Annotated in this window: 21 protein-coding genes; 7 read left to right on the plus strand and 14 right to left on the minus strand. The window is 65.9% G+C overall.

The features are described from left to right. Window positions 1-16 precede the first annotated feature (16 nt). The 4 genes from PMO31116_RS06825 to PMO31116_RS06840 all read right to left on the minus strand — a co-directional run bounded on the left by PMO31116_RS06825 (window position 17) and on the right by PMO31116_RS06840 (window position 4211). Window positions 17-1213 carry an ABC transporter substrate-binding protein gene (locus PMO31116_RS06825; RefSeq protein ID WP_150566062.1) on the minus strand — a complete coding sequence of 399 codons (1197 nt, stop codon included), beginning with the start codon at window positions 1211-1213 and terminating at the stop codon, window positions 17-19. A gap of 425 nt (window positions 1214-1638) precedes the next feature. Then, window positions 1639-2979, minus strand: a complete 1341-nt coding sequence (locus tag PMO31116_RS06830; RefSeq protein ID WP_150566063.1) for a LysR family transcriptional regulator — start codon at window positions 2977-2979, stop codon at window positions 1639-1641. A 33-nt stretch (window positions 2980-3012) separates the two neighbouring features. After that, window positions 3013-3372 carry a protocatechuate 3,4-dioxygenase gene (locus PMO31116_RS06835; RefSeq protein ID WP_150566064.1) on the minus strand — a complete coding sequence of 120 codons (360 nt, stop codon included), beginning with the start codon at window positions 3370-3372 and terminating at the stop codon, window positions 3013-3015. Continuing rightward, window positions 3369-4211 (minus strand): gallate dioxygenase, encoded by an 843-nt coding sequence (locus tag PMO31116_RS06840; protein ID WP_150566065.1) that lies wholly within the window; start codon window positions 4209-4211, stop codon window positions 3369-3371. Before PMO31116_RS06840 ends, PMO31116_RS06835 begins: the two co-directional genes overlap by 4 nt. A 213-nt stretch (window positions 4212-4424) precedes the next feature. Here PMO31116_RS06840 and PMO31116_RS06845 point away from each other — a divergent pair, with 213 nt between their 5' ends. From PMO31116_RS06845 to PMO31116_RS06855, 3 genes are all read left to right on the plus strand, one after another. Beyond that, window positions 4425-5093: a GntR family transcriptional regulator gene (locus PMO31116_RS06845; RefSeq protein ID WP_063598793.1), complete on the plus strand. Its 669-nt coding sequence runs from the start codon at window positions 4425-4427 to the stop codon at window positions 5091-5093. 87 nt (window positions 5094-5180) lie between these two features. Then, window positions 5181-6233 (plus strand): aromatic ring-hydroxylating dioxygenase subunit alpha, encoded by a 1053-nt coding sequence (locus PMO31116_RS06850; protein WP_150566066.1) that lies wholly within the window; start codon window positions 5181-5183, stop codon window positions 6231-6233. Next, on the plus strand, window positions 6230-7180 hold the full coding sequence (locus PMO31116_RS06855; protein WP_150566067.1) for a PDR/VanB family oxidoreductase: 951 nt from the start codon (window positions 6230-6232) through the stop codon (window positions 7178-7180). Before PMO31116_RS06850 ends, PMO31116_RS06855 begins: the two co-directional genes overlap by 4 nt. A gap of 155 nt (window positions 7181-7335) precedes the next feature. Here the strand turns inward: PMO31116_RS06855 and PMO31116_RS06860 are convergent, their stop codons facing one another. The 3 genes from PMO31116_RS06860 to mdlC form a co-directional block, all read right to left on the minus strand. Beyond that, window positions 7336-8712 carry an MFS transporter gene (locus tag PMO31116_RS06860; RefSeq protein WP_150566068.1) on the minus strand — a complete coding sequence of 459 codons (1377 nt, stop codon included), beginning with the start codon at window positions 8710-8712 and terminating at the stop codon, window positions 7336-7338. A 94-nt stretch (window positions 8713-8806) separates the two neighbouring features. Continuing rightward, entirely contained in the window at window positions 8807-10276 is a 1470-nt protein-coding gene (locus tag PMO31116_RS06865) for an aldehyde dehydrogenase (protein ID WP_150566069.1), read from the minus strand. Between the two features lie 81 nt (window positions 10277-10357). Continuing rightward, the gene (gene mdlC, locus PMO31116_RS06870) at window positions 10358-11986 is read right to left on the minus strand and encodes a benzoylformate decarboxylase (RefSeq protein WP_150566070.1); all 1629 of its coding nucleotides are present in this window, start codon (window positions 11984-11986) and stop codon (window positions 10358-10360) included. 149 nt (window positions 11987-12135) lie between these two features. On the opposite strand from mdlC, the gene PMO31116_RS06875 reads away from it, so the two are divergent. Further along, a complete protein-coding gene (locus tag PMO31116_RS06875) occupies window positions 12136-13041 on the plus strand; it encodes a LysR family transcriptional regulator (RefSeq protein ID WP_150566071.1) in 906 nt (301 codons plus the stop codon). Between the two features lie 43 nt (window positions 13042-13084). Here PMO31116_RS06875 and PMO31116_RS06880 read toward each other — a convergent pair whose 3' ends face one another. Next, complete coding sequence (locus tag PMO31116_RS06880) at window positions 13085-13783, minus strand: adenine nucleotide alpha hydrolase (RefSeq protein ID WP_150566072.1); 699 nt, start codon at window positions 13781-13783, stop codon at window positions 13085-13087. A gap of 117 nt (window positions 13784-13900) precedes the next feature. Then, window positions 13901-14806: an acetylglutamate kinase gene (argB, locus tag PMO31116_RS06885; RefSeq protein WP_150566073.1), complete on the minus strand. Its 906-nt coding sequence runs from the start codon at window positions 14804-14806 to the stop codon at window positions 13901-13903. Window positions 14807-15377: 571 nt separating this feature from the next. Between argB and PMO31116_RS24405 the strand changes: the two genes are divergently transcribed. Beyond that, window positions 15378-15512, plus strand: coding sequence for a hypothetical protein (locus PMO31116_RS24405; RefSeq protein ID WP_281350114.1), 135 nt, complete (start codon window positions 15378-15380; stop codon window positions 15510-15512). A gap of 136 nt (window positions 15513-15648) precedes the next feature. On the opposite strand, the gene PMO31116_RS06890 is transcribed toward PMO31116_RS24405, so the two are convergent. Then, window positions 15649-16155 carry a copper chaperone PCu(A)C gene (locus PMO31116_RS06890; RefSeq protein WP_150566074.1) on the minus strand — a complete coding sequence of 169 codons (507 nt, stop codon included), beginning with the start codon at window positions 16153-16155 and terminating at the stop codon, window positions 15649-15651. A 246-nt stretch (window positions 16156-16401) separates the two neighbouring features. On the opposite strand from PMO31116_RS06890, the gene PMO31116_RS06895 reads away from it, so the two are divergent. After that, complete coding sequence (locus PMO31116_RS06895; protein WP_023598073.1) at window positions 16402-17670, plus strand: ATP-binding protein; 1269 nt, start codon at window positions 16402-16404, stop codon at window positions 17668-17670. Continuing rightward, on the plus strand, window positions 17667-18209 hold the full coding sequence (locus tag PMO31116_RS06900) for a response regulator transcription factor (RefSeq protein ID WP_023598074.1): 543 nt from the start codon (window positions 17667-17669) through the stop codon (window positions 18207-18209). The genes PMO31116_RS06895 and PMO31116_RS06900 overlap by 4 nt, the downstream gene beginning before the upstream one ends. A 169-nt stretch (window positions 18210-18378) precedes the next feature. Here PMO31116_RS06900 and hslU read toward each other — a convergent pair whose 3' ends face one another. The 4 genes from hslU to PMO31116_RS06920 form a co-directional block, all read right to left on the minus strand. Next, complete coding sequence (hslU, locus tag PMO31116_RS06905; protein WP_023598075.1) at window positions 18379-19737, minus strand: ATP-dependent protease ATPase subunit HslU; 1359 nt, start codon at window positions 19735-19737, stop codon at window positions 18379-18381. Window positions 19738-19860: 123 nt separating this feature from the next. Next, the gene (gene hslV / locus PMO31116_RS06910; RefSeq protein WP_023598076.1) at window positions 19861-20412 is read right to left on the minus strand and encodes an ATP-dependent protease subunit HslV; all 552 of its coding nucleotides are present in this window, start codon (window positions 20410-20412) and stop codon (window positions 19861-19863) included. Between the two features lie 292 nt (window positions 20413-20704). Next, on the minus strand, window positions 20705-22882 hold the full coding sequence (locus PMO31116_RS06915; protein ID WP_246185179.1) for a TonB-dependent receptor: 2178 nt from the start codon (window positions 22880-22882) through the stop codon (window positions 20705-20707). Between the two features lie 187 nt (window positions 22883-23069). Beyond that, complete coding sequence (locus tag PMO31116_RS06920; protein WP_150566075.1) at window positions 23070-23612, minus strand: hypothetical protein; 543 nt, start codon at window positions 23610-23612, stop codon at window positions 23070-23072. Window positions 23613-23679: the final 67 nt, after the last annotated feature.

Here is a 23679-nt window from a genome sequence, read left to right on the forward strand (position 1 = left end):
AACGACGTCGCCTGACCTACTTGGCAGCTACCTGGGGGTGGCTCAAATGCCACGGCTCGACCACCGACTTGAAGGTCTCGATCGGCTTGTTGCCGAGCTTGCCGTCGATGTTCTCCACGCGGCGGATGTACACGTTCTGCACGATTTCACGGGTCTTCGGATCGATCGACACCGGGCCGCGCGGGCTGGTCCAGGCGTAGCCCTTCACCGCGGCGATCGCCTTGTCGGCGTCCTTCTTGCCCTTGGTCGCCTTGATCATCTGCGCGATGAGCGTCATCGAGTCATAGGCCGACACGGACGCGATGGAGGGCAGCGCACCCGGGCCATACTTGGCCTTGTAGGCCTTCACGAACGCGGTGTTTTCCGGCGTCGTCAGGAACGGCGAGTAGTGCAGCGCGGTGATGGTCCCGAGCGCGCTGTCGCCGATGGCGGGCAGATCGGACTCCATCGTCTCGGTCGTGGCGAACAACTGGATACCCGCCTTGTCGAGCTCGCGCTCCTTGAAGGCCTTCACGAAACCGGCCGACATCGGACCCACCGGCATGAACAGGAAAACGGCGTCCGGCTTGGCGTCCTTCACGCGCTGCAGGTAGCTCGAGAAATCGGTCGTCCCCAGCGGCACCTTCACTTCGGTGGCGATCTTGCCGCCGGCCTTCTTGAACGTCTCGCTGTAGGCGTCGATGGCGTCGTAGCCCGTGGCGAAGTCGGCGACCACGATGGCGGCGTTCTTCACGCCCTTGCTCGCGGCGTACTCGACGAGCGGCACGCTCACCGTCCACTGCGTGAAGCCAGTGCGCACGAAATACGGCGACTTCAGGGTCACGCTCGACGTGCCGGAGTTGCCGATGACCAGCGGCGTCTTGGTCTGGTTGACCACGTCGGCCATGGCCAGCACGTTCGGCGTGAACGAGCCGCCGAACAGGTATTGCACCTGATCGCGCACCACGAGTTCCTGCGCGAGCTGACGCGTACGCTGCGGATTCACGCCGCCTTCGTCGCGCTCGAGGATCACGATCGTATCGTTGCCGACCTTGTTCTTGTTCTGTTCGAGCCACAGATTCACGCCGCGGCGATATTCCGTGCCCCACCACGACGCGGAGCCCGAGAACAGGCCCAGCATGCCGACTTTGATTTCCTCGGCGCGGGCCGAAACAGCGGTAAGTTGGCAAACACTCGCCATTGCCACAGCGAGCCAAAGATGGCGCTTCATCATGGTGTCGTCTCCTCGTCGGCGTCGGGCGCCGCTCCGTTTTTTCTGATGTGGCGCGCCGGGGGTTGGCACGCCCATTCAAGGTATCCGGAACAGATTAGGCAGCCGAAATGGCGGCGTCGAATGAAACTCCCGCGTCGAGCGTTGCGTTTTTCGTATATCCCCGAGCTTTCCCCTACGTAATGTGACGTTTTTTTCGGATTGAATTTCGCGCTGTGGGACGCAGTGCGTTCCGAGGGTGGAACGCCCGTCGTGCAAGGCGGGGCGAGCCGTCGTCGGGCTGCGGGGCGAGAGGAGAAAATCGCATGTTTGCCCACACCGGGACACATGCAACTCATGGCGAATCCGGCGATTTTCGCCGCGCTCGCGCACGCCGCGACGAGCGACGCGCGAACGTGCGGCCGCCGTGGCATCACGACGCCGTCGAATCAGGTCGGATGCTGCATCGTCGGCGCAAGCGCGCGCAGTTCGTCGAGCAGTTGTTCGGCGGCTGGCGAGAGCAACCCGTCGCGCCGTGTCGCCACGCCGATGGCGCGGCTCGCGTGTTGCAACGACACCGGCACCACCGAGAGCTCCCCCGTACGCAGCTCGGATGTGATTTGCACCGGAGAGATCAGGGCCAGTCGATCGCTCGCCGAAAGCAGTCCGCGAACCACCGGCGAACTGCTCGCATGAACCTGCGTCTTCGGCAACGGCAGGTCCGCCGCGTGGAACACACGCTCGAACACACCGCGCGCGGGGGTACACGGCAGCGGACTCACCCAGCCATACTCGGCCAGTTCGGCCAGCGTCGGCGTGCGGCCGGTGGCCAGGCACGGGTGACCGGCGCGGGCGACGACCGACAAGTGGTCCTCGAACAGCGCCTCCTGACGGATGTCCGGCGGCACGTCGTTGGCGCGCAATGCGCCGACGATCATGTCGACGTCCGCCTGGCGCAGTTGCCGAACGAGCGCTTCGTACGTGCCGTCGACGACCGTCACGCTCAGATAGGGCGACTTGTGAAGCAGGCTATCGATCGCCTTGGGCAGCAGGAAGCCGCTCGAGAGCGGTAGCGCGGCCACGATCACGGTCCCCTGCTGACGACCGCCGAAGGGCGCGAGTTCGTCTTCCGCAATCGCGAGTTCGGCCAGCGCGCGCTTGACGGGCCCGAGCAGGGCCTGCGCCTCGTCGGTCAGACGTGTGCCGCGCGGCGTGCGCCGAAAGAGCTTGATACCGATGAGATCCTCGAGCTGATCGAGATTGCGCTGGATCGTCGGCTGCGAGCATTGCAGACGGTTGGCCGCGAGCGGCCCGCTGCCGAGTTCGGCCACCGCGATGAAGCTGGTGAGCTGCTGCGGCGCGACGACCGCCGCGAAGCGGCTCGCCGCGCGAGCCCCGCCGTCGGCCTGGGAGGCCGTGGCCGCGAAGGCTTCGCGGTAGCCGTTGGCCAACTCGGCGAGCGCGCGGGTGGCCCGAACCCCGAGGCGCTGGCCGGCCGCATTCGGAATCAGACCACGGCCACTGCGGTGGAATAGCGGAAAGCCCAGTTCCGCCTCGATGTCGGAGATCGAGCGCGCGACGGCCGATTGCGAGAGATGCAGCATGCGCGCGGCGCGGGCGACCGAATCGCACTCGAGCACGGCCACCATCGCCCGCAGGCCGCGCAGCTTGCGACACAGCAGTGTCGCCTCGCTGCTCTGCGGCGCACGGCTCCAGGTGCCGCGCTCGTGACAGGCCAGCGGCGAGCCGGCCGGCACATTGGACAGACGGATGACGGTGTCGACGGACATGCGCAGTGCCTTGTAATGCGGGGAAATGTCGGCTCAGCGCATGGTCGGCACGCGACGCGTGGCCATGAACTCGTCGAGGGTCTCGCCGCGCATGAGGGCATACACTTCGAGGTTGGTCTTGCGCACCACGCGCGCGAACTTCTCGAGCACGAAGAAGTTCACGCCATGACGCACCAGCCCCAGCCAGTCCTGCGCCTGCACCATCGTCTGTTCCTCGGGTGTGAGCCCGGCGGCCGTCATCGCGGCGACCGGGTCGCTGAGGTACGTGTCGCGATTCTCGGCTCGGATCATGTGCCAGAAGAACCGATTGAGCTTGAGCGTGCGGTTGCTCACGCGCAGATCGAACGCATACGTGCCGGTGATCGCCTCGATCCCTTCGAGTTGGGGATTCATACGGCCTCCTCTTCGTAAAGCGCCACGGTCATGGCGGTGGTCGTCGCCAGGTAGTAGTTCAGATGAAGGCGCTTGATGCGCGGCCCCATCGCGCCACGCATCGACAGCCACATGATCTGCTCCACGCTCTCCGCGCCGCCACGCGCCACGTAGTCGACGTGCTTGAGTTCGGTCAGCTTCTCCGGCTGATGCTCCAGCAGTTCCAGGAATTCCCGATCCCACGCCTCGTCGTTGTAGCCCGTGCGCTCGCCGTGAATCTGGTGGGACAACCCGCCCGTGCCCACGACCACCACACGCAGGTCTTCCGGATACGACTCGATCGCGCGTCGCACCGCCTGACCGAGCCGATAGCAGCGACGGCCCGTGGGCAACGGATACTGCAACACGTTGATGGCAATCGGCACGACCGTGCCCGGCCAGTCCGGCTTGTGCGGCCAGAGCAGCGGCAGCGGCGACGCACAGCCATGATCGATCGGCTTGTCCTGGAACACGGTGATGTCGAATTCGTCGTTCACGAGCGACTCGGCAATATGCGCCTGCAAGGCCACATCGCCACGAATCGGCGGCAGCGGACGCAGCCCGGCCCCCTCGTCGGCGATCGGGAACGACTCGCCCACGCCAAGCGCGAACGTCGGGTACATGTCGAAGAAGAAGGTGGTGGCGTGATCGTTGTAGAAGAACACCAGCACGTCGGCCTGCTTCTCGGCCAGCCACTTCGCCACCGGCTCGTAACCCCGGAACAGCGGCGCCCACGCGGGGTCCTGCTGCTTGCCCTTGTCATATGCCACACCGATGGTCGGCACGTGCGACGTCCCGATCCCGCCAATGATCTTTGCCACGCTGTCGTCTCCGTCTTGTGTCTTGTATTGCGCGGACGGCGAATCACGGCCCCCGCATTTGAGTAGCGCCGAGTCTATACGGGATCCCATATTTGCATAAACAAGGGTATGTACTGATGCGATTCGGCATTATGGGATCCCATAATGAAAAAAAGCCGGATCGGGCGGCATCCCGTGTGTCCGGCAGGCATTCCAGAAAACGAAAGGAGACGCATGCTGCATCCCACGCCGACCACGGTTCAATTGCGCGAGATGATCCTCAAGGGCGAACTCGCCCCGGGCGAGCGTCTGGCCGAGGCCAAGCTCGCGGAGCAGCTCGGCGTGTCGCGCATGCCGATTCGCCAGGCGTTGCCGGTGCTCGCGGAAGAAGGTCTGGTGGTGCGCGCCGGGCAGCGCGGATACGCGGTGCGCGCGCATACGCGTGACGAGAGCGTCGAGGCGCTGCATCTGCGTGGCGCGCTCGAAGGCTACGCCGCCCGCCTGCTCGCCGAAAAGGGCGCGAGCGCGGAACTGCTCGCGCAATTGCGCGAGTTGCTTGCCGAGGGCGACGCCCTGCTTGCCGATCACACCATGACCCCGGAAGTACAGATCGGTTACGCATCGCTCAATGCGCGCTTTCATGATCTGCTCGTCACGGGCGCACGCAATCCGCTGCTCGAGGGCTTCATTGCGCGCTGCAACCTGGTGCCGTTCGTCGCGCCGCGCACGGTCGCCTTCGGTCATGAGGACCGGCGCCAGTACGCCGACATCATCGCTTACGCGCACCGTCAGCATCACGCGATCGTCGAAGCCATCGCCGCGCGCCAGCCCGATCGCGCCGAATTCATGTGTCGCGAGCACATCGTCACACAGGAGCACAGCATGGGCGCGCACGTGCTCTGACACGCGCCCGGCCCCGAAATCCCGCACTTCACCCCCAATCGAAACGAGAGCGCGCCGGACGAAGGCACGCCTAGGAGACAAACGAAAATGTTCCTGAAAAACACCTGGTACGTGGCCTGCACGCCGGACGAATTCGCCGAGAAGCCGCTGGGCCGCAAGATCTGCAACGAAGCGATGGTGTTCTTTCGCGACGGCAACGGCAAGGTCGCGGCGCTCGAGGATTTCTGTCCGCATCGTGGCGCCGCGCTGTCGCTGGGCTTCGTGAAGGACGGCCATCTCGTGTGCGGCTATCACGGCCTGACGGTCGACGGCGGCGGCAAGTGCACGAAGATGGTCGGTCAGCGCGTGGGCGGCTTCCCGAAGACGCGCTCGTACCCTTGCGTCGAGCGCTATGGCTTCGTGTGGGTCTGGCCGGGCGACGAGGCACTCGCCAATGCCGACGAAATCCCGCATCTGGAATGGGCCGTGAGCGACCAGTGGGCGTACGGCGGCGGTCTGTATCACATCAAGTGCGACTATCGCCTGATGATCGACAACCTGATGGACCTCACGCACGAGACTTACGTACACGCCACGAGCATTGGCCAGGAAGAGATCGAGGAAGCACCGCCCAAGACCACCGTCGAAGGCGACATGGTCATCACGGCGCGCCACATGGAGAACATCAAGGCGCCGCCGTTCTGGGCAAGCGCCTTGCGCGCGAACGGCCTCGACGACCAGGTGCCATGCGACCGCTGGCAGATCTGCCGGTTCACGCCGCCGAGCCACGTGATGATCGAAGTCGGGGTGGCGCATGCGGGACACGGCGGCTACCACGCCCCGGCCGACAAGAAGGCAGGCAGCATCGTGGTCGATTTCATCACGCCCGAGACTGACGAATCGATCTGGTACTTCTGGGGCATGGCCCGCAACTTCAAGCCGCAGGACGCCGAACTGACCGCGCAGATCAAGCGCGGCCAGGGCGGCATCTTCGCCGAAGACCAGGAAGTGCTCGAAGCCCAGCAACGCAATCTCTCGGCGTATCCGGAGAAGAAGATTCTCAAGCTCAACATCGACGCCGGTGGCGTGCAGTCGCGCAAGGTGCTCGACCGTCTGATCGAGGCCGAGCGCGCCGGGCGTGGCGTGGAGAACGCGGCATGAAAGTCCGGCTGGCGAACAAACGCGATGTCGCCACCGACATCTGCGAATTCGAACTGGTGAGTATCGACGGCAGCGCACTGCCGACCTTTACCGCTGGCGCGCACATCGACGTGCACGTGGCCAATGGTCTGGTGCGTCAGTACTCGCTATGCAACCCGCCTGGCGAGACGCATCGCTACTGCGTGGGGGTGTTGCGCGATCCGGCGTCGCGCGGCGGATCCGTCGGCATGCATGCGCTCGCGCCCGGCGCCGAGCTGGAAATCAGCGCACCGCGCAATCACTTCCCGCTCGCCGACGACGCGCAGCACAGCATTCTGCTCGCCGGCGGCATCGGCGTGACGCCGATCCTGTGCATGGCCGAATCGCTCGCGGCGCGCAACGCTTCGTTCGAAGTGCACTACTGCACGCGCGAACCGGCGCGCACGGCGTTTCGCGATCGCTTCGCGCACGACGCCCTCGCTTCGAGAACGCATCTTTACTTCGACAGCGAGGGCGCACGCGCCGATCTGGACGCGATCCTCGCGCAGCCCTCCGCCGGCAAGCATCTCTACGTGTGCGGCCCGGCCGGGTTCATCGAAGCCGTGCTCGCCCGCGCCGAGGCCGCGCAGTGGCCCGAAGGCAATGTGCATCGCGAGTACTTCGCCGCCCCGGTGCAGGCCGATGCCAATGGCGAGGGCGACCGGCCTTTCCAGGTGAAGCTGCATTCGAGCGGTCGGGTGATCGACGTGAAGGCGGGCGAAACCATCGTCGCCGCCCTCGCGGCGCAAGGCGTGGAAGTGCAGATGTCGTGCGAACAGGGCGTGTGCGGTACCTGCCTGACCCGCGTGATCGATGGCATTCCCGATCATCGCGACGTCTACCTGACCGACGATGAGCGCGCCGCCAACGATCAGATGCTGCCGTGCTGCTCGCGCAGTAAGTCGGCCATGCTGGTGCTCGATCTGTGACGCGGCCGCAGGACGTGCCGGGGTGACCGGCACACCGAACCCTCGGAGCTCGCCATGAAACGGCCCCGCTCGCATCGCGAAGCGGGGCTTTTTTACGGGCATCGACTGCGGTGCAACGCGGTCGATGTCCGCTCGGATCGTATCCGTCGCGTCGGCTACAGCGCTCTGTGCCGCGTCTCGCGTACCAGCAGCGTCGAGATCAGCGCCATCGCGGCGAGCACCAGGAAGTAGGCGATGACGGGCCAGATATGACCGTGACTCCATGCGAGCAGGCTCGCCGCGATCATCGGCGCGAGACCGCCGCCGAGCACGGTGCCGATCTGCTTGCCCAGGGAAACGCCCGAGAAGCGCACGCGCGTGTCGAAGAGTTCGGAGAAGAAGCTGCCCTCGGGGCCGAACATCATCGGGTGAATCACCCCCGCACCGATCACGATGGCGAGCATGACCAGCGCGGCCTCCTTGCTGCCCATCATCAGGAAAAACGGATAAATGAAGATCGCGGTAGCGGCCAGGCCCATCAGGAACATCGGACGACGCCCGAGTTTGTCGGAAAGCATGCCGAACGCCGGAATGGTGAGCATGGCGAGGATGTTCGCGTATAGCACGCCATCGGCCATGACGCTGCGCGGCAGGCCGAGCGTCTTGGTGCCGTAGGAAAGCGAGAAGATCGCGACCAGATAAAAGAAGCTCGTCTCGGCCAGGCAGATGAAGAACGTGACGAGCGTGGGGCGCCAGTATTGCGTGATGACTTCCGCCACCGGCACCTTCGCGATGTCGCGATGCTGCTCGGCCGCCTTGAAGCTCGGCGACTCCTCCACCTTGAGACGCACATACGTGCCGAGTGCCACGAGCAACAGGCTCACGAGGAACGGCAGACGCCAGCCCCATGCGAGCAGGTCGTCCTCCGGCAAGCGCGTGATGAGCACGATGGCGAGCGACGCGCCGACGATCGACGTCGGCCCCGCCGCCTGAATCAATCCGCCGAAGAGGCCACGCAGATGCGCGGGAGCGCCCTCGACGGTCATCAGCAGGCCGCCGACCGACTCGCCGCCCAGCGCGAAGCCCTGAATGAAACGCAACGTGACAAGCATGACCGGCGCCCACATGCCGACCTTGTCGTAGGTCGGCAGCAGGCCGATCAGGGTCGTGGCCACCCCCATCAGAATGAGCGTGAACAGCAGGATCGACTTGCGCCCGATGCGGTCGCCATAGTGACCGAAGACGATGCCGCCGATGGGCCGTGCGATGAAGCCCACGGCGAAGGTGGCGAACACCGCGATCATGCCCGCCATCGGATCGAGCTGCGGAAAGAACAGCCGGTCGAACACGATGGGCGCAAGAAATCCGTAGACGAAGAAGTCGTACCACTCGATGGCGGTGCCAAAACAACTGGCCGCCACCACGCGGCCGTAGCCCGGTGCCGCCGCCCGCGCCGCGGCCGGCGCGTCGTTACGATGCCCCTCGCCGGTATTGCCGGCATGACCCGATGCTGCACCCGCCCCCACAGGAGCGGTTTCGAACTGTTGTGACACGATTGTCTCCTCCGGCCGTCTGTTCCGGTATCCCGGCTGCGGCGGTATGGTGGTCTTGCGTTACGTCATGGCGTCCGAGCCGCGCCGGGCACGCTCAGAACGGGTAATGACGCGGGGTGGTCTGCACCGTCATCCAGCGCAGGTCGGTGAACTCGTGAACGCCTGCCTTGCCGCCGAAACGTCCCCAGCCACTCGACTTCACGCCGCCGAACGGCATCTGCGCTTCGTCATGCACCGTCGGGCCATTGATGTGGCAAATGCCCGATTCGATTCGTTTGGCCACGCCCATCGCGCGCGCAATGTCGCGGCTGAACACGGCCGACGACAGACCGTAAGCGTTGTCGTTGGCACAGGCGACCGCCGCGTCGTCGTCTTTCACGCGCACGATGCCCTTGACCGGACCGAACGACTCTTCGCGGTAAATCAGCATGTCCGGCGTGACGTGGTCGAGCAGCGTCGCCGGCATGAGCGTGGTCTCGGCACGGCCCCCGCACAGCAGCGTGGCGCCCTTGGCCAGCGCATCGTCGATCAGCGCGTTGCAGCGCTGCACGGTCGCCATGTCGATCACGGCGCCGAGCACGACCGGCCCCTGGCGCGGGTCTCCCAGCGGCAGCGCGCTGGCCCTCGCGGCAAGCTTCGCGACAAAGGTGTCGGCAACGGATTCCGCCACCACGATGCGCTCCGTGGACATGCAGATCTGACCGGAGTTGGCAAAGGCGCCGAATGTCACACCGTCCACCGCATCGTCGAGATCGGCGTCGTCGAGCACGAGGCACGGCGCCTTGCCGCCAAGCTCCAGCACCGCGGGCTTGAGATGCTCGGCGCACAGCCCGGCGATGATGCGTCCCACGCGTGTGGAACCCGTGAAGTTCACGCGGCGTACGGCAGGCTCCGCGATCAGCGCTTCGACGATGGCGCCGGCGTCCTTCGGCGCGTTGGTGATGAAGTTCACGACACCGGCCGGCAGCCCGGCTTCGTCGAGCGCATCGGCGATGAGTCCATGCGTGGCCGGACACAGCTCCGAGCCCTTGAATACGACCGTATTACCGCACGCGAGCGGCAGCGCGAGAGCGCGCACCCCAAGAATGACCGGCGCGTTCCATGGCGCGATGCCCAGCACCACGCCTGCCGCCTGACGCACGCCCATCGCAAGACTGCCCGGCACGTCCGACGGGATGATTTCGCCTGCGATCTGCGTGGTCATCGCGGCCGCTTCACGCAGCCCCTGCGCGGCCAGATGCACGTTGAAGCCGGCCCACAGTCCGGAGGCCCCCGTCTCCGCGGCCATGGCTGCCTGAAACTGCTCGACCTTCGCTTCGAGTCGCTCGGCAGCCTTCGTCAACAACGCCCGACGCTCTCCCGGGCCGGTGTTCGACCATGCCGGAAACGCGGCCCATGCGGCGCGCACGGCGGCGCGCGCGTCGTCCGGCGTGGCGGCGGGAGCGCGCGACGCGATTTCGCCGTCCAGAGGATTGCGCCGCTCGAACGTGGCACCGTCAGCAGCGCTCACGCGCTTGCCTGCGATCAGCAGGGTGAGGGCTTGGGGGTCTTGCTGCGATTGCATCGACTTTCGTCTCCTTGCTCGGTTGTTCGTCTCGCACCGCGCCGCGCGCCGTGTCATGGGCGCGCGGCGCGGCACCGTGCATCATGCCACCACGATTTCGATCAGGCGTGTCTCGCCACTGGCCAGCGCCCTCGCCAGAACCTCGTGCAACGCCTCGCCCCGTTCGACGCGCTCGGCACCGACGCCCATGCCCTCGGCCAGACGAACGAAGTCGAGATCGGGCAGATCGGTGCCCTGCACCGGGTCTTTCGGGCCGAAGCCGAACGACGGCGCGAAATCCTGCAAGGCCGCGTAGCGGCGATTGTTAAGGATCACGAACGTGATCGGCAGCTTCGCCTGTGCCGCGCTCCACAAGCCCTGAATCGAGTACATGGCCGATCCGTCGCCGATGAGGCCAATCACGCGCCGCGCCGGATTGGCCATCGCCACACCGACCGCGGCAGGCATCGAATAGCCGAGACCGCCACTGTTCATGGTGTAGAACGTTCCCGGCCGAGTGAAGGGAAGGTACTGCTGCATGACCGGACGCGCACTCGGTGCCTCTTCCACCACGATGTCGCTTGCATCGCGCACCTTCGCGAGCGTTTGCAGCGCGAAGGCCGTCGACATCGGCTGGCCGGGAGCATTGGGCACCGCCACCGGCGGCAAGGCGCGCGCCGGAGGCAGCGCGCGCTCTCCCGGCACGGCGCGCGCGAGCAATGCTTCGACGCCCAGACGCACATTGCCCACGACAGAAGCGCCAACCGGCGTCCAGGCGGCCACGCCCGGGTCTTCGATCAGCTGGAACAACGACGCGCCATCGGGAACGTGCGGTCCCTCGCCCTCCACGTGGTAGGTAAATGCCGGCGCCCCGATCACGAGAATCAGATCGTGCCCGCCGAGCAGGCCGACGATCTTCTCGCGCATCGGCGGCAGGAAGCCCGCGAAGAGACGATGATCCTCGGGGAAGGCGCAACGCGCGCACATCGGCGCGGTGAACACACGGGCGTTGTGACGCTCGGCCAGCGCGACGACCGCGTCAAAGGCGCCTGCGCGATCGATCGACGAACCGACAACGAATGCCGGGCGCTCGCTCGCGTCGAGCGCGGACGCCAACTGCACGAGCGCCGACGGATCCGGCTGGACACGTGTGCTCACCTGACGCGGCGGCAGCGGCTGAGCCGTCCGATCCCAGTCGTCCACCGGAATCGACACAAAGACCGGCCCCCTGGGCTCCTGCATGGCGACGTGGTACGCACGCGCGAGCGCCAGCGGCACGTCCTCGGCGCGCGCGGGTTCCAGGCTGAGCTTGACATAGGGCTGCGGCAGCTCCGTGGCACGCACCGACGCGAGGAACGGATCGAACGGCAGAATGGCACGCGCTTGCTGCCCCGCGGTCACGATCAGTGGCGTCTGATTTTTGTAGGCGGTGAAGATGTTGCCCATCGCGTTGCCGACGCCCGCCGCCGAATGCAGGTTGATGAACGCAGCATTGCCACTCGCCTGCGCGTAGCCGTCGGCCATGCCGACGACGACCGCCTCCTGCAACCCCAGCACGTATTCGAAGTCGGGCGGAAAATCGCGAAACAGCGGCAACTCGGTCGAGCCGGGATTGGCAAAGACCTTGGTCATGCCGTGACGGCGCATCAGGTCGATCACGACTTCGCGAACGGTGAGGGTCTGCGGCGCACCGGTCGGCTGACCGGCGCGGACTTCTCGGCTGTCTTTCATGAAGGCTCCCATGGCGATGGGCCGAGTATAGGCAGCCTATATATGCACAGGAATTGCTTTTATGTACCAAAGTCATTACGCTTTTGCATGACTTTGGCGTGCGCCAGATGCGCGCTGCCGCTCCTCTTCTCGTGGTGCCCGCGTCCCTCATGAGCCTCAATCTCCAGCAATTGCGCGCCTTCACGACCATCGTGGCCACCGGAAGTCTCGGGCGCGCCGCCGCCGAACTACACCTCACGCAGCCCGCGCTCAGCCGCACGATCAAGCGACTTGAGACCGACCTGGGCGCGCCGCTGTTCGAGCGTCACAGCAAGGGCATGGAACTCACGGCGTTTGGACATGCGCTATTGCCGCATGCGATGCTGCTCGAGCGAGAGGCGGAACATGCGCGGGAAGAGATCGACGCGTTGCGCGGACTGGCCAGGGGCACGATCAAGGTCGGGGCGGTCGGCGCCATCGCGAGCCATGTCCTGCCGCTCGCCGTCGATCGAGTGCTCAACCGCTGGCCGAACCTGCGCGTGGAAATCATCGAGGGCGTGTGGGACCGGCTCGCCCAAGGGCTCATGCGTCACGAAATCGATCTGGCGCTCTCGACCGTCGCCCCGGACACCGAGGACATTGTCGCCATTACCGATTGCCATTGGGAGGACGAGAGTTTCGTGGTGGCCCGCTGCGACCATCCGCTGCGCCGGCGCAAGCCCCTCACGCTGGCGGACACGCTCGGCGAGCGCTGGGCGATTCCGCCGCGCGGCACCGCGCCATACGCGCACATGCAGGAGGTATTTGCCGCGCACGGCCTCGGGCTGCCGAACATCGTGGTGGAGACGCGCTCCGTGCCGGTGCTCAAGAGCATGGTCGCGCGCTGCGGCTTCCTGACCTGGATGCCGGAGCCGATGTATGACGTCGAGGCGCAGGCGAAGGTGATGGACACGCTACCGATCGAGACAGTGCGCGCCACACGCACGCTCACGGCCTTTCGCCGCCGGCAGGGCATTCTGCCCAGCCCCGCAGCCAAGTTGCTCGACGAACTCCGCCGGCTCACGGCGCCGGATTGACGAGGGACGTCGCGCCGGGAAGCCGGCGCGCGGCACCGGCGGTTCAATCCCTCACTGCCACGATATGCGCGCGATGATACGGCGTGCCGCCATATTCCTTAGGACCATGAATTGTCTCGACGCGTTCGATGCGCCACGGCACCGGCTGCGAAAAGCGCGGTCCGTCATAGGCGAACGTGTGGAATTCCCCGTTTTCCCCGCAGGCGTCCACCGTCGGCGGCAGATCGGCCAGGAGCGACGCGTCGTACTCGCGGCCCACGAACTCCGGCCCCAGATGCCGCCCGTCCACGCAAACGACGACCGCGCGGTATCCCAGCGCGATGAACTCGTGCGCGAGAGACAGGCGCTCGCGCTGCCACAGCGGCAACACCGCTGTCATGTCTGCCGCCGCACACACCTTCTCCTCCCAGTCGCGATGCGCCTGTAGATCGATGTCGCCGAACAGGCCGTGCGTGATGCCCTGCGCGCGCATGGCGTGCAACCGCGCGATGAAGGTCGCTTCGTAATCGCGCCAGCCCGCATGTCCGATGTCGAGCGCGATGCCCAGGGCGTCGGCCTGAGCCTGCACCAGATCGCGCGGAAGGCCATGCGAACGCGAGCTCTCGCCCAACTCGTCGAACATTGCCAGCAGGCGTCGCACTTCGAAGTGCGGCTCGCCGCCTGTATCGCACGAGAGTGCATGGTGCAGGGCCAGGCAGGAATCCTTGCCGCCGCTCCAGGAGAAAAAAGCCAATGGGATCATGGGGTCTCGTAACACTGCCGGAACGGATGCCACCAATGCAAAGCGGACCCCACGGGGTCCGCCTCTCGACTCGCTGCGGGACCGGCCGGCATCGGCGTGGCCCGCACCGCATGATGCTCAGTGCGAGCGAATCATCGTGCCGAACGGCTGCTCGGTCAGAATTTCCAGCAGCACCGAATGTTCGATACGTCCATCGACGATGTGCACCGACTTCACACCGCTCTTTGCCGCATCGAGCGCCGACGAGATCTTGGGCAGCATGCCGCCAGAGATCGTGCCGTCCGCGAACAGATCGTCGATTTCGCGCGCCGACAGATCGGTCAGCAGATTGCCGTCCTTGTCCATCACGCCCGGAATGTTGGTCATCATCACGAGCTTTTCGGCACCGAGCACGGTCGCCAACTTGCCGGCCACGAGGTCGGCGTTGATGTTGTAGGCCTGACCGTCTTCGCCCACGCCGATCGGCGAAATCACGGGAATGAAGGCATCGTCCTGCAACGCGCGCACCACGGCCGGATTGATCGAGTCGACTTCGCCGACGAAGCCGATGTCGATGAACTGACCGGCGTTCTCGCGATCGGGCAGCATCATCTTGCGGGCGTTGATGAGACCGCCGTCCTTGCCGGTGAGGCCGACCGCCTGGCCGCCGTACTCGTTGATCAGCATGACGATGTCCTGCTGGACTTCGCCGCCGAGCACCCATTCGACCACTTCCATCGTCTCTTCATCGGTCACGCGCATGCCCTGGATGAACGTGCCCTGCTTGCCGATCTTCTTGAGCGCCTGATCGATTTGCGGGCCGCCGCCGTGCACCACCACCGGGTTGATGCCCACGAGCTTGAGCAGAATGACGTCGCGCGCGAAGCCCCGCTTCAGTCGCTCCTCGGTCATGGCATTGCCGCCGTATTTGATCACCACGGTCTTGCCGTGATACTTGCGGATGTACGGCATCGCCTCAGCCAGGATCTCGGCCTTGAGTGCGGGTGCGATGTCGTCGATGGAAGACAGTTGCTGAGCGGACATGGCAGGAAGGTGCTTTTCGCAAATAGAGCAGGTGGACCGGTAAACACGGCGCATTGTACAGCCAAGAAGCCCGGCCGTGCGGGGCTCCGATGGGATTCGGAAGGGGCTGCCGCTTGCGTCGGCGAGCTCGCGTGACTACCCTTTGTCACGTACCGCGCGGCATCCGCGAAAGCGGCGATTTTCGCCCCGTGAGCGGCACACCACGAAGGGTGCGTATCACCCCTTTCACTTGTTAACGGACGCCCGTCAGTGGCCGAAATTTCCCCTGTCGTCTTCTCTTGCCCGATTTGCGCCGCGCGTGCGGCCGAGCTCGGTCGCGCCAAGGACGCGCGCGCATTGTTGCAGTTGCGCAACTCGTCACCCCCGGGAGGCGCGCGGCGGCTTCGCGCCCGGCCGGGAGCCTGTCTCATCGTATGGAAATCGGGGCCCTCGTCGGCCCCACGAGAAGGTGCGGATGCATAGCGCGGCCCCCCCATCGCGCTGCCCGAAGTGTGGTGTCGAGGTCGCCTGTGGGGCAGCGGCATCCGAGGCTTCCGAAGCAGCCTCCGGCGCGGCGGTGCGCTGCTGGTGCATGGACTGGCCTCGCCTGCCGGCTTCCGCGCGGCTGGACGCCAACGCCTGCCTATGCCCCGCCTGCCTTCGTACGGCGCTGCGCGAAGCCGGTGTGGCCGGTCTGGCGGGCAGCGCCATCGACGCCGCCGACTGAGCGCTGTTGCCGCCCCGGCACCACCGGCGGCCGAGCGCCGCCCAAGCCGGGTCGTCCCCCCGATCGGGTTCCGGCGATGCCGCGAAACATCAGCTTTTGCCGGGTACCCAGGGATTTGTTGGCCATGGCCGCGCGATTACTGGCTGTGCGCGCCGTGGGCCATGCCGGCCATGCCCGCCATGCCGCCGCCGTTCGGCGGTCCCGCGGTCAGGTCGCGCACCGTCACCTGGACCTGCTGTTCGGACGTCTTGTGGTCGGCCGTCTCGAAGCGCAACGTCACCGGTACGGTATCGCCCTTCCTGAGCGGCGCCTTCAGGTCGTTGAGCATGATGTGGTAGCTACCGGGCTTGAGTTGCACAGGCTGATTGGGCGGCAGCGGCAGGCCGCCCTTGAGCGCCCGCATTTTCATGAGCGTGCCTTCGAGCTTCATCTCATGCACCTCCGCATTGGCGGCCGCCGGCGTGCTGACACCGACGAGCGTGGTCGCCCGATGCGCTTGCAACGTCATGAACAGCCCCGTGGCGCTCTGGCCGGGGACGGTACCGCGCACCCAGGCGTCCGAGACGTCCACCGCCGCCGTCTGGGCGAACGCCGAGGCCATGCCGAGGCTCAGGGCGGCTGCCACCCATAGCTTGTGCTTCATGCAAACTCCTTTTCGTGATCCCTGGATCGGACGGAGACCCGTCGTCGTTGGCGATGTGCCGCCAGTTCGCCCGGCGCGACACCGTGTCGCGAAAGACGTGGCGAACCATTGTAGTCGCGCGCCGCATCGCGCGCATGGTGGCCGCATGATGTCGGACATTACGCGGTGCACGCGCCCGTGCGGCAGAGTGTCGCAGCGGTCGGTGCGGCAACCGGGGCGGACACGCGGACTTGGTACACTTCCTGTATGACTCATTTTCCCATCGAGCGAACCAACGTCGTGCAGCTCTTCTGGCTGCGTTGCCTGGCCATCGTCGGCCAGCTCGCGACCATCGGCGTGGCGCAACTCTGGCTCGGCGTACGTCTTCCGCTCGAGCCGATGCTCACGATCATCGCGCTCGAAGTCCTGTTCAACGTGCTCACGTGGGTGCGCGCGCGACGCGGCGTCGAGCGCGCCAAGCGCCGCACCGATCTCGATCTGATGAGCCAGTTGCTCGTCGATCTGGCCGCGCTGACAGCGCTGCTGTTCTTCTCCGGCGGGGCGACCAACCCGTTCGTGTCGCTCTTCCTGCCGGGGCTCGCCATCGCGGCGGCCGTGCTGCCGTGGCGCAATGCGTCGCAACTGGCACTGCTCTCGCTGGTCGCCTACGGCGCGCTGAACTTCCAGTACGTGCCGCTCGATCTGGCGGATCCGGGCAATCTGCTGCGCCTGCATCTGGCCGGCATGTGGGTGAACTTCGTGGTGAGCGTGCTCGTGATCGCCTGGTTCGTGTCGCGCATGTCGCGAGCCCTGCGCGCACGCGACGCCCAGCTCGCGCGCGCCGAGCAACGCCTGCTGCGCGACGAGCGCATGGCGGCCCTCGGTGCTCAGGCCGCGAGCGTCGCCCACGAGTTGGGCACGCCGCTCTCGACGATGGCCGTGGTCGTCGGTGAGCTGCGCAGCGAGAGCCGCGGCAACGACGCCTTGAAGCCGTTCGAACCCGATCTTCAGACGCTCGAACAACAGATCGCGCTGTGCAAGAGCGCCATCGGCCACGTGCAAACGCGGGCGGCGGCCCCGGTGCGTCAGGCCATGGCCGAGTGGTTGCCCGCATTCACCACTCAGTGGCGCCTGCGACACCCGCAGGTTCAGTTCCAGTTACATGTGCCGTCCAACCTGACGGCGCGCATCGAAGACACGGTGCAGGTCGGGCAGATTCTGACGATCCTGCTCGACAATGCCGCCTACTTCAGCCCGTCGTCGGTCGCGCTCGACGTGTCGGTCACTGCCGAAGATGTGCGCTTCACCGTTTGCGACGAAGGTCCCGGCATGAGCGCCGACCTGCGAGCGCGCCTGGGCAATTCGCCGGTCATGAGCACGCACGGCGGGCACGGCATGGGGCTGTATCTCGCCTTCGCCAGCGCGCAGCGCCTCGGCGGCGACATCACCCTTACCCCCAACACGCCGCAAGGCACGCGCGCCGAGCTGCGCCTGCCGATGGCCACCTTCTTCTTCGGCTCGCGGAGTCAGACATGAACGCCTCCCACTTCCTCCTTATCGACGACGACGTGGTCTTCGCCGAGACGCTCGCCCGTGCGCTCACGCGCCGTGGCTACGACGTGCAGATCGCCGCCGACAGCGCCGCCGCGCTGCTCGCGGCACGCACGCGTCAGTTCGATCTGATTTCGGTCGACCTGCATTTGGGGCACGACTCGGGTCTGCCGCTCATCGCGCCGCTGCGCGCCTTGCAACCCAAGGCCCGCATGCTGGTTCTCACCGGCTACGCGAGCATTGCGACCGCCGTGCAGGCCGTCAAGGACGGCGCGGACAACTACCTCGCCAAGCCCGCCAACGCCGACACGATTCTCGCCTCGCTGCGCAGCGACGCCAGCGAAGCGCAGGCCGACGAAGCCATCGAGAACCCCTCGCCACTGTCGGTGGCACGCCTCGAGTGGGAGCACATCCAGCGCGTGCTCGCCGAGCACCACGGCAACATCTCCGCCACGGCGCGCGCCCTGAACATGCATCGACGTACGTTGCAGCGCAAGCTGCTCAAGCGGCCGGTCAAACAGTAACGATCACCGTCAGCGAGCGCGATTCCGATATCGACGCGCCGCTCCCTGTACACATCACACCCCTGGCACGCATCGCGCCCGTCACCAGCGACGGCGACAGTCATGAAAAAACCCCAAGGGCCGGAGGTCACTCCAACCTTTGGGGTTCGACTTTTTCCGGCAGCGCCGGTTACAGCACGTAGCGCGACAGGTCCTCGTTCTGCGCCACTTCCTCGAGGAAGCGGTTGACGTACTCGGCATTGATCGTCACCACCTCGTTCGCCTGCTTGCCGGCGGTGTACGAAATGTCTTCAAGCAGCTTCTCGATGACGGTGTACAGACGCCGAGCGCCGATGTTCTCCGTCTTCTCGTTGACCGAGAACGCGATCTCGGCGAGACGCTTGATGCCGTCCGGCGCGAACTCGAGCGTCACGTCTTCCGTGGCGAGCAAGGCCTGATACTGCTTGACGAGGCTTGCGTCCGTCTGCGTGAGAATGGCTTCGAAGTCCTCGACCGACAGGGATTCGAGCTCCACGCGAATCGGGAAGCGCCCCTGCAGCTCCGGAATCAGATCGCTCGGCTTGGCCAGATGGAACGCTCCGCTCGCGATGAACAGGATGTGATCCGTCTTGATCATGCCGAATTTCGTGCTCACGGTCGTGCCTTCGACCAGAGGCAGCAGATCGCGCTGCACGCCCTGACGCGACACGTCACCGCCACCCACTTCGCTGCGCGTGGCGATCTTGTCGATTTCGTCGAGGAACACGATGCCGTTCTGCTCGACGTTACGCAGGGCCAGTTGCTTGACCTCTTCGTCGTTGAGCATCTTCGATGCTTCCTCATCCGTCAGGATCTTGAGCGCGTCCTTGATCTTGAGCTTCTGACGCTTCTTCTTCTGGTTGCCCAGATTCGCGAACATGCCCTTGATCTGCTCGGTCATCTCTTCCATGCCGGGCGGGCCCATGATTTCCATGCCCTGCGCCGGAATCTCGACTTCGAGCTCGATTTCCTTGTCGTCGAGCGCACCTTCGCGCAGACGTTTGCGGAACGTCTGGCGCGTGGCGTTATCCTCGCCGCTCGGCTCGGTATCGTGCGCGGCCGAACCGAAGCGGATGTCGCGCGACGACTCGCGCCCCGTCGGCAGCAGCAGATCGAGAATGCGGTCCTCGGCGCGGTCTTCGGCCTTGGTGCGCACCTTCTTCATTTCGGCTTCGCGCGTTTGCTTGATCGCGATTTCCGCCAGATCGCGCACGATGCTGTCCACATCGCGGCCCACATAGCCGACTTCAGTGAACTTGGTCGCCTCGACCTTGATGAACGGTGCGTCCGCCAGCTTGGCCAGACGACGTGCGATCTCGGTCTTGCCGACACCGGTCGGGCCGATCATGAGAATGTTCTTCGGCGTGATTTCCTGGCGCAGGGGCTCGGCCACCTGCTGACGGCGCCAGCGGTTGCGCAACGCCACCGCGACAGCCTTCTTGGCCTTGTGCTGGCCGATGATGTGTTTGTCGAGTTCGGAAACGATCTCGGAGGGGGTCATATGGGTCATGACGTTCGCCAGATTAGGGGTTCGCTCAGAGGGTGACGCGCGGCCGGCCGACAGTCGTTGTGCCGTCGGCCGGCCATTCGCGCCGCAGGAGTCCACCTGCCGCGGCGCGAGCGTCGTCCGTCGTTACTTCGCAGCCTTCGGCGGCAGCGATTCGATGATGTGATTGCCGTTGGTGTAGATGCACATTTCACCCGCGATCGTCAGTGCTTTCTTGACGATCTCGGCAGGCGTGAGTTCCGTGTTCTCGACCAGCGCGCGGGCCGCGGCCTGCGCGTACGAGCCACCCGAACCGATCGCCGCCACACCGCCCTCGGGATCGAGCACATCGCCGTTGCCGGTGATGACCAGCGTGGTCTCGGCGTCGGCGACGATCATCATGGCTTCGAGCCGGCGCAGCATGCGGTCCGTGCGCCAGTCCTTGGCGAGTTCCACCGCCGAGCGCGTCAGGTGCCCCTGGTGCTTCTGCAGCTTCGCTTCGAAACGGTCGAGCAGCGAGAATGCATCGGCCGTCGCGCCGGCGAAGCCGACCATGACCTTGCCGTCGTAAATCGTGCGCACCTTGCGCGCCGTGCCCTTCATCACGATATTGCCGAGCGTGACTTGTCCGTCGCCGCCGAGCGCGACCTGATCGCCGCGTCGAACGGAGACGATGGTGGTGCCGTGATATTGCTCCATGCCTGTTCCTTTTCGGGGGGCGACGCGCGCCCCGTAACGGTTGGCCCGGACGACCGACGCGTCTCACGACCGTGACGACGCGCCCGGACCGGGCGAGACGTCACTGTAGTTTAGGGCAATCGAACGAATATCAAGAGGCGTCGACGGCGAAGCGAGAGCCTCTCCGCCGAGCGCCCGCCGCTACTGCGTAGCGCGGCATGGATCGCGAAATTCGCGCGGCATTGCACCGCGCGAATGGATAGTAACGAAGCGAATTCTCGGAATTTGCTTCGTTTTTGCGGCAGATTTCCACTCAGAACGTGGTGCGCAGCCCCACCCGCACGGCGCGACCGCCCTGCGGCGCAATGTCGCGCAGCACCGAACTCGCCAGACGCACTTCCTGATTGGTCAGGTTTTCGCCCTTGAGGTAGGCCAGCCACTGCGCACCGCCCGCCTTGAACTGGTACGTGAGCGACGCGCCGAGCGTGGTGTAGCCGCTCGTCGTCAGTTCGTTGGCCGGCACGCGACCCTGCGCGCTCGCGTGCACCACTTCGAGCCGGGTGCCCCAGCGCCCCAACCCGTACACGAGCGCTCCCGTCAGACGCAACGGCGCGATGCGCGGCAGAGGTTCGCCCGTATCGCGGTTGCGGCCCACGGTGTAGTCGCCGCGCAGTTCGACGTCCAGGTTGCCATGGCCCTGCCAGACACGTGCCCGGCCTTCGGCTTCCACGCCATAGAGGTCGGCGGGCACGCCAGCATATTGGTAGACAGGAATCGTGTCGTCGTCGAGCGCCTGCGTGCGGCCGGTATTGTTGAGCGCAATGAAGTTCGAGAAGCGGCTATAGAAGACGCCCACGCTGCCCTTGTTCGGGCCGTTTGCGTAGCGCAGCGAGACGTCTGTCGACACAGCTTTTTCCAATGACGCCTGCGGATTGCCGATCTCCCACACGCCGGTCGCCAGATGCGGACCGTTGGCATAAAGCTCGTAAAAGGTGGGCGCACGCTCCGTATAGGACGTGTTCACCGCCAACGACCATACCGGCGCAAGGCCGAACACGGCGCCGGCGGACACGCTGCCCGGCGTGAAATTGCGCGACGGCAGGTTGTCGAAGCGGGCGTTGCCCCCGGCGGTCGGTTTCACGCTCGAATGCTCGACGCGTGCGCCGAACGAAAGCTTCACCGCCGGATCGACGGCCCACTCCTCGAGCGCGAAGAGCGCCACGGTATTCGTATCGCTCTTCGGCACGAACGCCTCCTCCCCGAGCGCAGAGAAGGTGTTCTGCGAGAACTGCACGCCGACGGCGCCCTCCACCGGCCCGATCCTCGCGTGCCGCGCTTCAATGCGTCCCTCGTAGCCATGGTTCTTGAACGTCGTGCCCGTCTCGCCGTTTTCGATTTCCTTGTGCTCGTAGTCGGTGTAACCGAAGTCGAACTTGAAGGCCGTGAACGGACCGCTCAGATTCCGCACCTCGCTTGCCAGCGCCAGGCGCTGCTGGCGCAGGCGAATGCGCGTGTCTTCCTCGGCAACGGTACCGTAGTCGGAGTCATAACCGGAATACGACAGCCCGGCGTAGCCGTCGGCCCACGTCCACGACGCCCCGGCCGCTGCCCCGCTGACCTGCCCGTTGCTGTTGGGCAGCGTGCCGGACGCTTGCGGCGCCTCCTCTCCGTCGAGGGCGCGACGTTGTATCGAGTGGGCGAAGCCGGGAATGCGCAGGTCGGCGCTTTTGCGCGCGAAGCCGTCGACATGGAAGGCGAATTGGCCGTTGCCGAATTCGAGTTGCGCAGCGCCGGCGCGCTCGCGGTTGGCCCCCCCAAAGCTGAAATCCGTTGCGCCGGAAATTCCTGTCAGCGACTCGCGAGGAATGCGGTTGTCCAGGGTGTTGACCACACCCCCGACCGCATTGCCGCCGTAGAGCAGCGCGGCGGGGCCGCGCACGATTTCGACGCGCTCGATCGACAAGGGGTCCTGCGCAACGGCGTGATCGTAGGACAGCGACGAGGCATCGAGCGAGGCGGTGCCGTTTTGCAGCACGCGAATGCGATCGCCGTCCAGGCCACGGATGATCGGACGGCTGACGTTCGGGCCGTAGGACGTGGACGAGACGCCCGGCAAGCCGTCCAGCGTCTCGCCGAGCGTGCCGGCGCGACGCAGCGCCAGCGCTTTGCCGTCGAGCTCGGTCACCGGCACGGTCAGCTCCGCGACCGCGCGCCCGAGCGGGTTCCCGGTCACGAAAGTGGCGGGCAGCAAGGCTTCCGGCACGACGCTCGGCGCGGGCGTGACATCGGCGGCGCGGGTGGACGGGCTCGCCAGCGCGAGCGCACCGACGCTCAGCGCGGCGGCCAGCGGTAGCGGCTTCACCCGACGGCGTTCGCGGCGCGCGGGCGGTTGGCCGGCAACGAAAGGAACGGCCAGGGAAATGGCCACGGAGGCAGAGGCGAGCGAAGACACCGCGGAGGCTTTCGCGGCGTTGGAAACTAGGTTGGCCATGTCGGTCTGTTTTCTTTGAGTTGAATCGGGATGCCGTCGTGCGGCGCCCGAATACCCCGTGAATCGGCGCGAACGAACGCCTGCCCCGCGCAGATCGCGCGCGGTCGCACGCCTGCCTCGCGGCTCTGGAGGCCACGACGGTCAGTCGGGAAGTCGGCAGGGATTCGCGCGGAACGTGCGCGTGAACTCAGACCGCGCCCGGCGGCGCGCGGGAATCGAAGGGCAGTTGCGGCGCACTGACGTGGCGCCTGCCAGTGGTACACGTGGGCACCGTTGCGTCGACGGCCGCGTGCTTCCACACAAGCACCGCAACGGCGAAGGCTGCGGCGAGCGTGGCGCCTTCGAACAGGTGGCAATGATGTTGGTGGCCGCCAAAGCCCATCTGGCCGGCGTATGCGGATGGCTCCGGCGGGATCGCGGCCTCGTCGTCATCGTTGTCATCGTCGTCGGCAACGATGGACGCCCGGGTGTCGGGAACGCCGGACGGCGCATCGGCGCCCGGCACCGCGCTTTGGAGGCGTGCACCAAACGTCGACTTGACTGCCGGCCGGGAGCCGTGCGCGACGACCTGCGTCAGCCCCCGCGCATGCACGATCTCGTGCTGCAGGCCCCAAATCTGCACGCAAACCAGCGCAACGATGAGCCACGCCGTCCAGCCGCCGCAGGCACGGCCGCGCGCCGCGCGAAGACACGCGCGCCGGAGTCGGGAGGCGGGATCGATGGACGACATGGGAGGATGAATTTGCAACTGAGTTGCAATTCTGCCATAAAGTGGGATGTCCCGGGAGGCTTACTGC

This window comes from Pandoraea morbifera, assembly GCF_902459575.1.
GTDB classification, from domain to species: Bacteria; Pseudomonadota; Gammaproteobacteria; order Burkholderiales; family Burkholderiaceae; genus Pandoraea; species Pandoraea morbifera.